Below are 10002 nucleotides of genomic sequence, written 5' to 3'. Positions count from 1 at the left end.
CCCTCCGACTGTGCCAGGCCGCCGCCCCGCCCTACGGCCCCCGTGACCGCCACCACCCCCCCCCCCCCCCCCCCCCGCCCCGGGCTGTGGGTCAGCCCGCCGCCGGGGTCAGGCTGTGGGTCCGCCCGCCGCCGGGGTCGGGCTGTGGGTCAGCCTGCCGGCGGAGCGGGCGGCGGGGGCGGCGTGCCGCCACCCGGGCGCTGACCGCGCTCCTGGCTCGGGTCGAACGGCTCGCCCGAGCGGGTGCCCGCGCTCGTCGCGTCGGCCACGGCGGCCTCCGCCTGGCGCTGCGCCTCGGCCAGTGCCTCGGCGGGCGGCGGCAGCAGGGGCTCGTCGAGCACCGAGTCGGCGGGCTCGCGCGGGCCCGTGGGACCGTCGGTGGGCGGCACCGGCGGGACGCCCGGCCCACCCGGACCGGCCGGTCCCGCACCGCCGCCGAAGCCGGAGGCGATGTTGCCCAGGGCCGCGGTGAACTCGGTCGGGATGACCCAGGTCGTGTTGGACGTGCCGTTGGCGATCTGCGGCAGCGTCTGGAGGTACTGGTAGGCCAGCAGCTTGGGGTCCGCGTCGCCGCGGTGGATGGCCTCGAAGACCTGGAGGATGGCGCGGGACTCACCCTCGGCGCGCAGGATCTGTGCCTGCGCGTCACCCTCGGCCTTGAGGATCTCGGACTGCTTCTGACCCTCGGCCGTGAGGATGGCGGACTGCTTGACACCCTCCGCGGTGAGGATCGCGGCACGCCGGTCACGCTCGGCGCGCATCTGCTGCTCCATCGAGCCCTGCACCGACGGCGGCGGGTCGATCGACTTGAGCTCCACGCGGTTGACGCGGATGCCCCAGCGCCCGGTCGCCTCGTCGAGCACGCCACGCAGCTGCCCGTTGATCTGGTCGCGGCTGGTCAGCGTCTGCTCCAGGTCCATCGAACCGATCACGTTACGCAGCGTGGTGACGGTGAGCTGCTCGATGGCCGTGATGTAGTTCGCGATCTCGTACACCGCCGACTTGGCGTCGGTCACCTGGAAGTAGATGACGGTGTCGATCTCGACCACCAGGTTGTCGCTGGTGATCACCGGCTGGGGCGGGAACGACACGACCTGCTCACGCAGGTCCACGCCGGCCCGGACGCGGTCCACGAACGGCACCAGCACGTGCAGACCCGGGTCGAGCGTCTTCGAGTAACGACCCAGGCGCTCGACCACGAGCGCGACCGACTGCGGGACGATCCGCACGGCGCGGATCACCGCGACGATGCCGACGATGACGACCAGGGCAATGATCAGGTAGAGCAGGACTTGCCCGAATGACTCCACGACGTCTCCTTACGCGGGCACCTAGGCCCGCACGGACGGTTTCAAGCTTCTGACTTGGACTGCCTGGGACTTCTTGTGCTGCTGGGAACTGCTCCGTGGCCGCGCCCAGGCGGCATGCGGCTACGCCTCCGGCTCGACGACGGCGGTGGCGCCGTCGATCTGGACCACACGAACGCTAGTGCCGGCGGGCAGCAGGGGCGACCCGGGTACCGACCGCGCGCTCCACACCTCACCGCTGAGCTTGATCAGCCCGGACGCCGTGGTGACGTCCTGCACGACCGATGCCGAGCGGCCCACGTTCGCCTCGGCGTTGGTGGGCGCCTTCGGCGTGTTGTTGCGCAGGTGCCGGATCAGCGTGGGCCGCAGGGTCACGAGCAGCACCACCGAGGCGACCACGAAGACGACCGCCTGTACCCACAGCGGGGTGCCCGCCGCGTTCGCCACGGACGCGGCCAGCGCGCCACCCGCGAACATGATGAAGACGAAGTCGAGCGACAGCAGCTCGATCAAGGCGAAGATCAGTGCCGCACCTACCCACCACAACCAGGCCATGGGGTGCTCCCTCCGAGCGTCCGCTCCGGCTGGCGACCGGTCGCCCACGGAACCACTCCGTCGGCGGGTCCTCGCGGTGAATCTACCGCCACCTCGGACCTTTGCCCGGACTTTACCAAGGTCCACCGACACGGCGGTAGCAAAATCGCCGTTTCAGAGGGCCGTGTTCGGAACGTGTCCGAACTGGTACCGAACCGCCTCCGTCAGCGCGCCGAACGCGCGAGCCAGCGCCCGCCACCGTGGGCCACCACGAGGGGCAGGCCGAAGGCCGCCGACAGGTTGTCCGCCGTCAGCACCTCCTCGAGCGGGCCGGCCGCCTGGATGCCGCTCTTCTTCATCAGCAGCAGGTGCGTGAAGCCCGGCGGGATCTCCTCGACGTGGTGCGTCACGTGCACCAGCACGGGCGAGGCGGGGTCGTTCGCGAGCTGGGACAGCGTGGCCACCAGCTCCTCGCGGCCGCCCAGGTCCAGCCCGGCCCCGGGCTCGTCGAGCAGCAGGAGCTCCGGGTCGGTCATGAGCGCGCGAGCGATCTGCACGCGCTTGCGCTCGCCCTCCGAGAGGGTGCCGTAGGTCCGGTCGGCCAGATGGTCGACGTCGAACGCCGACAGCAGGTCCTTGGCGCGCTGTTCGTCGAGCTCGTCGTAGCTCTCGCGCCAGCGCCCGGTCACGCCGTAGGCCGCCGTCAGCACCACGTCCCGGACGGTCTCCGCCGTGGGCAGGCGCTCGGCGAGCGACGCGCTGGACAGACCGATGCGGGGGCGCAGCTCGAACACGTCCACCTGACCGAGGGTCGACCCGAGCACCGTGGCCGTGCCCGACGTCGGGTGCAGGCGCGCGGCCACGATCTGGAGGAGGGTCGTCTTGCCCGCGCCGTTGGGGCCGAGAACGATCCAGCGCTCTCCCTCGTTCACCTGCCAGTCCACGGAATCGAGGATGGTCGAGGTGCCGCGCCGGACGGTGACGCCCGCAAGGTGGAGAACCGAGCTCATGGGCATCGACCCTACCTGACCGCACGGCTCTGAACTGTGGTGTTCCGGCGCGCCACGTCATCTACAGTGCTGCGGTGGACACCGATCAGGACCTCCCCCGGAGCGTGCTGCTCGCCCTGTGGCTGCAGGGTGTGGGCGACACCTCGGACGCCGTGAAGTCCGTGGTGGGCGACGACGAGCCGCACACCGTCGAGGGGCTGCCCGGGTTCGCCGACGGCACCGACCTCGGCACCCTCTTCACGGCCTGGACCACGGGACCGCGCGAGGTCTGCGCGCTGCTGCCCGCACCCGGCGACCCCGCGGGCGTCCCCGCCGCGGCCAACCACGACGCGACCCAGGCGGGCGAGTGCGTGGTGGTCACCACGCCGGCGGGGAGCTGGGCGGCCGTGCCGGAGGTCCGGGCGTTCGGCAGCCACATCGAGCCGGGCCACCTGGTGACGTGGCGCGTGCTGGAGGTCCCCGCGTGGACCACCCTGGTGCTGGGCACGATCGGCTCGGTCGCCGACGCCGAGCGCGAGCTGCGCACGAGCCTCATGCGGGCCACGGAGGCCCTGGACCAGCTCGACGTGGCCCGCTGGCGCGACGACGCGGCCGACGCGATCGAACGCATCCGCTCGACCAGCACGGCGTCCTGGCCGGTGCCGCACCTGGACGGCCGGCGTGCCCGCGTCCTGGACCTCGCCAGCCGCCTGCGCGCGATCGTCGCCCTCGGCACGGTCGACGACGGCGGCGCCGTGAACGTCTTCCAGGTGGACCAGCGCTCCACGGCGCTGCGCGAGGTGGACCGCACGGCCCGGCACGCCTTGAGCGCGGCCACCTACGGCGCCGTCCGCTGACCGCTCAGGACCGGGCCAGGACCGCTCGGTAGACGTCCATCGTGCGGTCGGCGATCGCCGTCCACGTGAAGTGCTCCTCGGCCCGCCGTCGACCCGCAGCACCCATGGCCGCCGCACCCTCCGGGTCGGTCGCCACTCCGGTCAGCGCCGCCGCGAGGTCGGCCACGAAGCGGTCGGGGTCCAGCGGGGTGCCGGTGCCGTCGTCGGCCTGCTCGATCGGCACCAGCAGGCCCGTGACGCCGTCGTCGACCACCTCGGGGATGCCGCCCGTGGCCGTGCCCACCACGGGCAGGCCCACGGCCATCGCCTCGAGGTTCACGATGCCGAGCGGCTCGTAGACGCTGGGGCAGACGAAGACGGTGCAGGCCGCCAGGACGGCGGTGAGGTCGGGCCGCGGGAGCATCTCCTCGATCCAGACCACGCCGGTCCGGGTCTCGCGCAGGCGGTCGACCAGGCCCCGGACCTCCGCCATGATCTCCGGGGTGTCGGGCGCCCCGGCGCACAGCACGAGCTGCACCTCGGGCGGCAGCTCGGCGGCGGCGCGCAGCAGGTACGGCAGGCCCTTCTGGCGGGTGATCCGGCCGACGAACACCACGGCGGGCCGGTCGGGGTCGATCCCGTGCCGGTGCACGGTGGCGCGCGCGTCGACGTCGTCGGCCGCGGGGCGCTGCCAGCCCGACAGGTCGATGCCGTTGTGCACCACGTGCACGCGCTCCGGGTCGAGCTCCGGGTAGACGCGCAGGATGTCGGCACGCATGCCCGCCGAGACGGCGATGACGCCGGCCGCCCCCAGGTAGGCGGTACGCTCGGCCCACGACGAGAGCGCGTAGCCGCCGCCCAGCTGTTCGGCCTTCCACGGGCGCAAGGGCTCCAGCGAGTGCGCGGTGACGACGTGCGGCACGCCGTGCAGCAGCCCGCCCAGGTGCCCGGCCATGTTGGCGTACCAGGTGTGGGAGTGGACCAGGTCGGCGCCGGCGACGTCGTCGGCCATGACGAGGTCGGTGCCCAGGGTGGCCAGGGCGGCGTTGGCGCCCGAGAGGGCGGCCGGAGTGGTGTACCCGGTGACGCCGGCCGCCTCCGTGGCGGCGTCGCGCGGGCCGTCGAAGCAGCGCACGCGCACGTCGGCGTGGTGGGCCAGGACGGCGGCGAGCTCCGCGACGTGCACGCCCGCGCCGCCGTAGACGTGCGGCGGGAACTCACGGGTCAGCAGGTCGACACGGAGCGTGGCGGCGGGATCGGGACGGGAAACGGCTGCGGCGTCGGACACACCGTCAACCTAGCGCGCACGGCGGGTCAGCGCGCCACCTGACGTACCGGGCCGAAAGGCCCTAATCTCGGCGTATGGCTTCCGCTCCCCGCGTCCTCGCGATCGTCCTCGCCGGTGGCGAGGGGAAGCGGCTCATGCCGCTGACCGCCGCCCGCGCCAAGCCGGCGGTGCCGTTCGGCGGCATCTACCGCCTGGTCGACTTCGCCCTGTCCAACATCGTCAACTCGCGGTACCTGCACGTCGTCGTGCTGACGCAGTACAAGTCCCACTCCCTGGACCGGCACATCTCCAAGACGTGGCGCATGTCGCCGCTGCTGGGCAACTTCGTGGCCCCGGTGCCGGCGCAGCAGCGGGTGGGCAAGCACTGGTACCTCGGCAGCGCCGACGCGATCTACCAGTGCCTCAACATCATCGACGACGAGCGGCCCGATATCGTGGTCGTGGTCGGCGCCGACCACGTGTACCGCATGGACTTCTCGCAGATGGTGGACGCGCACATCGAGTCCGGGGCGCGCGCGACCGTCGCGGCGATCCGGCAGCCGATCGGCATGGCCGACCAGTTCGGCGTCATCGACGTGGACCCGGCCGACCCGACGAAGATCCGCGAGTTCCTGGAGAAGCCGACCGACCCGGTGGGCCTGCCCGACTCCCCCGGCGAGATCCTCGCCTCGATGGGCAACTACGTGTTCGACGCCGACGCCCTGGTCGAGGCCGTCACCAAGGACGCGGCCAACCCCGACTCCCGGCACGACATGGGCGGCGACATCATCCCGGCCTTCGTGGCCCAGGGCGAGGCGGGCGTCTACGACTTCATCCGCAACGACGTGCCCGGCTCGACCGCGCGCGACCGCGGGTACTGGCGCGACGTCGGGACCATCGACTCGTTCTACGACGCCAACATGGACCTGATCTCCGTGACGCCGGTGTTCAACCTCTACAACAACGAGTGGCCGCTGTTCACGGGGTACACGGGGCTGCCGCCGGCCAAGTTCGTGCATGTGGGGCCCGGGCGCATGGGGCACGCCGTCGAGTCGATCGTGTCGCCGGGCGTGCTCATCTCCGGCGCGCAGGCGGCCGGGTCGGTGCTCTCCCCCGGGGTGCACCTGCACTCGTGGTCGAACGTGTCCAACTCGGTGCTGATGGACGACGTCCAGGTGCACCGGTACGCGCACGTGCACCGCGCCATCGTGGACAAGAACGTGGTGGTCAACGAGCGGGCGCGCATCGGCGTGGACCACGACGAGGACCGCGCGCGCGGGTTCACGGTGACGGAGAGCGGGCTGGTGGTGGTCCCGAAGGGGACTGTCGTCGACTGACGCCGCCGCGGGGGTGGCGACGGTCGCCCGGCATCGACCCGTCTGCGCGTGTTCGGCGTGCAAGACCTGGACGGCGCGGCCACGCGTCGCGCCGTTCCGGCACACTGGTGCCCGTGAAGCGACTCATCGTGACCGACGTGGACTCGACCTTCTTTCGCCAGGAGGTCATCGAGCTCATCGCCGAGCATGCCGGCACCCGCGACGAGGTGGCCGCGGTGACCGAGCGGGCGATGCGGGGCGAGCTCGACTTCACGCAGTCGCTGCACGAACGGGTCGCGACGCTCGCCGGCGTCCCCGTCGCGGCGCTGGACAAGGTGCGCGCCGCCGTCGAGCTGACCCCGGGGGCGCGCGAGCTCGTCGCCGCGTGCCGGGAGCGCGGCTGGGCGTTCGGGCTGGTGTCCGGCGGGTTCGCGGAGATCGTCGAGCCCGTCGCGGCCGAGCTGAGCATCGAGCTGGTGCGTGCCAACCACCTGGAGGTGGCCGACGGGGTGCTGACCGGCCGCACCGTCGGCCCGGTGATCGACCGCGAGGCCAAGGCCGCGACGCTGCGCGAGTGGGCCGCCGCGCTGGAGATCCCGCTGGAGCACACGGTCGCCGTCGGCGACGGCGCGAACGACCTCGGCATGATCGGCATCGCGGGTGTGGGCGTGGCGTTCGACGCCAAGCCGGTCGTGCGTGCCCAGGCCCCGTACTCGGTCGAGGGCCGCCTGGACAGGGTTCTCGACCTTCTCTGACCCACGGCCCGGACGCCCTGGTCAGACGACGACGGACGTGCCGGGCGCCCGGGTCACCGGAGCGACCGGGCGTCCGGCACGTCCGTCGGGTGGTCTGGCAGGTCAGCCGGGGCGCGTGACCAGGGTCAGGCGGGCCAGCCGGCGGTCCCACGCCGGCCAGTCCAGGTCCGACTCCAGGACCGAGTACGTCGCCGTCGGGACACCCACCCGCACCTGGGCCAGGGCACCGTCCTCCGAGCCCGGACCGGCCAGGAGCTCGGCCGTACCCGCCATAGCGGGCTCGTGGCCGATCACCAGCACGGTCCGCGCCGCGGGATCCAGCTCGCGCACCAGCGCGAGGACACCTCGCGGCATCGCACCCAGCAGCTCGTCGGTGTAGTCCACCGGCGGCTCACCCAGGTGCTTGCGCGCGAGGTCCCACGTCTGGCGGGTGCGGACCGCCCCGGAGACGACGACGGCGTCGGGCACGAGGCCGGCCGCGACCAGCGCCGCGCCGACCTTCACTGCCTGGTCCCGGCCGCGCAGGGCGAGGGGCCGCTTCTCGTCGGGAAGTTCCGACGGCGGCTCCGCCTTCGCGTGCCGGAGCAGCACCAGCCGCCGCACCGGCGACGTGCTGGGCTCCGTGCCCGGCCCTCTACCCATCAAAGCCTCCTGCCCGTCCAGTGCCCGTGGCGTCTATTGACCCATGGCGTGCACGCCGCCGTCGACGTGCACGATCTCGCCCGTGGTCGCCGGGAACCAGTCCGACAGCAGCGCGCACACGGCACGTGCCGCCGGCTCCGCCGTGGTCTGGTCCCAGCCGAGGGGAGCTCGGTTGGGCCAGGCGTCCTCCATCGTCGCGAAGCCCGGGATGGACTTGGCGGCGGTGGTCCGGATCGGCCCGGCCGAGACAAGGTTGCAGCGAATTCCTTCAGGCCCGAGGTCGCGCGCCAGGTAGCGGTTCGCGGACTCCAGGCCGGCCTTGGCCACGCCCATCCAGTCGTAGACCGGCCAGGCGAACTGCGCGTCGAACGTGAGGCCGACGACGGCGCCGCCGTCGGTCATCAGCGGCTGGGCCGCCACGGCGATCGACTTGTACGAGAACGTGGACACGTGCAGCGCCGTGGCGACGTCCTCCCAGGTGCCCGAGAGGAAGTTGCCGCCCATGACGGACTGCGGGGCGAACCCGATCGAGTGCACCACGCCGTCGAGCCGGTCGAACCCCTCGGCGCGCACGGCGTCGGCCAGGCCGTCGAGGTTCTCCTGGCTGGTGGCGTCGAGCTCGACCACGGGCGCCTCGACCGGCAGGCGCTTGGCGAAAGCCTGCGTGAGCTTCATCTGCCGCCCGAAGGACGAGAGAACGACCTCGGCGCCCTCCTCCTGCGCGAGGCGGGCGGCGTGGAACGCGATCGACGAATCGGTCAGCACGCCCGTGACGAGCAGCTTCTTACCTTCGAGGAGACCCATGATGTCCTTCCGTTCGAGCGCAGGCGTGCCAAGACAACCCCTGCGCTGGGTGCGAGCGTAATGCGGATCGCGGCTCGGAACGAAACTCCGCGCCGTGAGTGATGTCCAGAATGTTGGATATGTAGGACGTAACCGCAGGTAGCGGCCTCAGAGTACGGGTCAGTGACCCATGCCCAGCCCGCCGTCGACCGGGATGACGGCGCCGGACACGTAGCCGGCGGCGTCCGAGGCCACGAACGACACGACGTGCGCCACCTCGTCCGCCGAGGCGAACCGGCCGGCCGGGATCGACTTGAGGTAGCCGGCCCGCACGTCCTCCGACAGCGCGGCCGTCATGTCGGTCTCGACGTAGCCCGGCGCGACGACGTTGGCCGTGATGCCGCGGGTGCCGAGCTCCCGGGTGATCGAGCGCGCCATGCCCACCAGGGCGGCCTTCGACGACGAGTAGTTGACCTGGCCCGGGCCGCCGGTCAGCCCCACGACGGAACCGACCAGCACGATGCGGCCCTTGCGGGCGCGGATCATGCCCTTGGAGGCGCGGCGGACGCAGCGGAACGTGCCCGTGAGGTTGACGTCGACGACCGACTCGAACTCGTCGTCGCTCATGCGCATGAGGAGCTGGTCCTTGGTCACGCCCGCGTTGGCCACGAGCACCTCGACCGGGCCCAGGTCCTTCTCGATGGCGGTGAACGCGGCGTCGACGGCCTCGGTGTCCGTGACGTCCGCCACGTAGGGCGCGACGCCCTTGGGCAGCTCCCCGCCGCGGTAGATCGTGGCGACACGGTCGCCGTCGGCCACGAAGCGCTCCGCGATGGCGCGGCCGATGCCGCGGGCAGCCCCCGTCACGACGACTACGCGCCCGGTCGGACCTGCGGCGATGCTCTGGGAGGCGGGCATGGTGGTCACCTGAAGCTCCTCGGTGGTGATGGCTTGTCGCACGGAGAGGCCGCGCGAGGCTGGGGCCGCGGCCGGGACCTGGGTCGATCCAGGTCCGCTGCGACGCTACCCCGCGCGTCGGCGGCCCGCCGCGCGCGCCGGGCCACAGGGATCCCGCGGTTCTTGTCGGTTTCCTCCAATCCGGCGCCAGCCCGGGGTGACGAACCTGGCTGTCCGGCAGCCCGCGGGACGTGCCCGGCGGGCCTGCCGCGGACGTAGACTGGCGGGATGAGCGAGCCGGTCCCGTCCATCACCTCGGCCCCCGAGCCGCTGGCGGTGGACCAGGCACGTCGTACGCGCAGCTACCTCATCCAGATGTCCATACGCGTCGTCTGCATCATCGGGGCGGTGCTGGTCGACGGCTGGCTGCGCTGGGCCCTGGTCGCCGCAGCGGTCGTGCTGCCGTACTCCGCCGTGCTGGTCGCCAACGCCGGCCGGGAGCGCACCACCCACGAGACCTCGCCGGTGACCCCCGCCGCCGCCCCGGCCCTCACGGAGCTGTCCGTCCCGGACCCGGCCGCGCCGCCCACGACGCCCGCCGACCCGGGCTCCTCGCCCGCGGCGACGTACACCACGCCCGGCCCTGCACGCGTCATCGACCACGTGGACGACTGAG

11 protein-coding genes are annotated in these 10002 nt (G+C 72.5%); 4 read left to right on the top strand and 7 right to left on the bottom strand.

The window, feature by feature from the left end; genetic code table 11:
- Positions 1–149: 149 nt before the first annotated feature.
- The 3 genes from ACIBBF_RS14970 to ACIBBF_RS14960 form a co-directional block, all read right to left on the bottom strand.
- Positions 150–1310, bottom strand: a complete 1161-nt coding sequence (locus ACIBBF_RS14970) for an SPFH domain-containing protein (protein ID WP_397414576.1) — start codon at positions 1308–1310, stop codon at positions 150–152.
- A gap of 120 nt (positions 1311–1430) precedes the next feature.
- Entirely contained in the window at positions 1431–1862 is a 432-nt protein-coding gene (locus ACIBBF_RS14965) for an NfeD family protein (protein ID WP_397414574.1), read from the bottom strand.
- Positions 1863–2065: 203 nt separating this feature from the next.
- Complete coding sequence (locus ACIBBF_RS14960; protein ID WP_397414572.1) at positions 2066–2851, bottom strand: ABC transporter ATP-binding protein; 786 nt, start codon at positions 2849–2851, stop codon at positions 2066–2068.
- Positions 2852–2925: 74 nt separating this feature from the next.
- Here ACIBBF_RS14960 and ACIBBF_RS14955 point away from each other — a divergent pair, with 74 nt between their 5' ends.
- Positions 2926–3687: a hypothetical protein gene (locus tag ACIBBF_RS14955; protein ID WP_397414570.1), complete on the top strand. Its 762-nt coding sequence runs from the start codon at positions 2926–2928 to the stop codon at positions 3685–3687.
- Positions 3688–3691: 4 nt separating this feature from the next.
- Here ACIBBF_RS14955 and glgA read toward each other — a convergent pair whose 3' ends face one another.
- The gene (gene glgA / locus ACIBBF_RS14950) at positions 3692–4954 is read right to left on the bottom strand and encodes a glycogen synthase (protein WP_397414568.1); all 1263 of its coding nucleotides are present in this window, start codon (positions 4952–4954) and stop codon (positions 3692–3694) included.
- Positions 4955–5028: 74 nt separating this feature from the next.
- On the opposite strand from glgA, the gene glgC reads away from it, so the two are divergent.
- Together glgC and serB are read left to right on the top strand one after the other, a co-directional pair.
- Positions 5029–6270 (top strand): glucose-1-phosphate adenylyltransferase, encoded by a 1242-nt coding sequence (glgC, locus tag ACIBBF_RS14945; protein ID WP_397414566.1) that lies wholly within the window; start codon positions 5029–5031, stop codon positions 6268–6270.
- Between the two features lie 107 nt (positions 6271–6377).
- On the top strand, positions 6378–7004 hold the full coding sequence (gene serB / locus ACIBBF_RS14940) for a phosphoserine phosphatase SerB (RefSeq protein WP_397414564.1): 627 nt from the start codon (positions 6378–6380) through the stop codon (positions 7002–7004).
- A 102-nt stretch (positions 7005–7106) separates the two neighbouring features.
- On the opposite strand, the gene ACIBBF_RS14935 is transcribed toward serB, so the two are convergent.
- The 3 genes from ACIBBF_RS14935 to fabG all read right to left on the bottom strand — a co-directional run bounded on the left by ACIBBF_RS14935 (position 7107) and on the right by fabG (position 9347).
- Positions 7107–7646 (bottom strand): SixA phosphatase family protein, encoded by a 540-nt coding sequence (locus tag ACIBBF_RS14935; protein WP_397414562.1) that lies wholly within the window; start codon positions 7644–7646, stop codon positions 7107–7109.
- Positions 7647–7679: 33 nt separating this feature from the next.
- Positions 7680–8450 carry an enoyl-ACP reductase FabI gene (gene fabI / locus ACIBBF_RS14930; RefSeq protein ID WP_397414560.1) on the bottom strand — a complete coding sequence of 257 codons (771 nt, stop codon included), beginning with the start codon at positions 8448–8450 and terminating at the stop codon, positions 7680–7682.
- Between the two features lie 159 nt (positions 8451–8609).
- Positions 8610–9347 (bottom strand): 3-oxoacyl-ACP reductase FabG, encoded by a 738-nt coding sequence (gene fabG / locus ACIBBF_RS14925; protein ID WP_397414841.1) that lies wholly within the window; start codon positions 9345–9347, stop codon positions 8610–8612.
- A gap of 267 nt (positions 9348–9614) precedes the next feature.
- Here fabG and ACIBBF_RS14920 point away from each other — a divergent pair, with 267 nt between their 5' ends.
- Entirely contained in the window at positions 9615–10001 is a 387-nt protein-coding gene (locus ACIBBF_RS14920) for a DUF3099 domain-containing protein (RefSeq protein WP_397414557.1), read from the top strand.
- Position 10002 lies beyond the last annotated feature (1 nt).

It is taken from the genome of Promicromonospora sp. NPDC050880 (assembly GCF_044456525.1).
Lineage (GTDB): Bacteria > Actinomycetota > Actinomycetes > Actinomycetales > Cellulomonadaceae > Promicromonospora.
The sequence above is the reverse complement of the archived record's forward strand: the minus strand, read 5'-3'. Positions and strand labels throughout refer to the sequence as shown.

Bases quoted from the DNA above. Each gene is read 5' to 3' on its own strand.
- fabI (WP_397414560.1), bottom strand. From the start codon at position 8,450: ATGGGTCTCCTCGAAGGTAAGAAGCTGCTCGTCACGGGCGTGCTGACC.
- ACIBBF_RS14935 (WP_397414562.1), bottom strand. From the start codon at position 7,646: ATGGGTAGAGGGCCGGGCACGGAGCCCAGCACGTCGCCGGTGCGGCGG.
- ACIBBF_RS14920 (WP_397414557.1), top strand. From the start codon at position 9,615: ATGAGCGAGCCGGTCCCGTCCATCACCTCGGCCCCCGAGCCGCTGGCG.
- fabG (WP_397414841.1), bottom strand. From the start codon at position 9,347: ATGCCCGCCTCCCAGAGCATCGCCGCAGGTCCGACCGGGCGCGTAGTC.
- glgC (WP_397414566.1), top strand. From the start codon at position 5,029: ATGGCTTCCGCTCCCCGCGTCCTCGCGATCGTCCTCGCCGGTGGCGAG.
- ACIBBF_RS14965 (WP_397414574.1), bottom strand. From the start codon at position 1,862: ATGGCCTGGTTGTGGTGGGTAGGTGCGGCACTGATCTTCGCCTTGATC.
- ACIBBF_RS14960 (WP_397414572.1), bottom strand. From the start codon at position 2,851: ATGAGCTCGGTTCTCCACCTTGCGGGCGTCACCGTCCGGCGCGGCACC.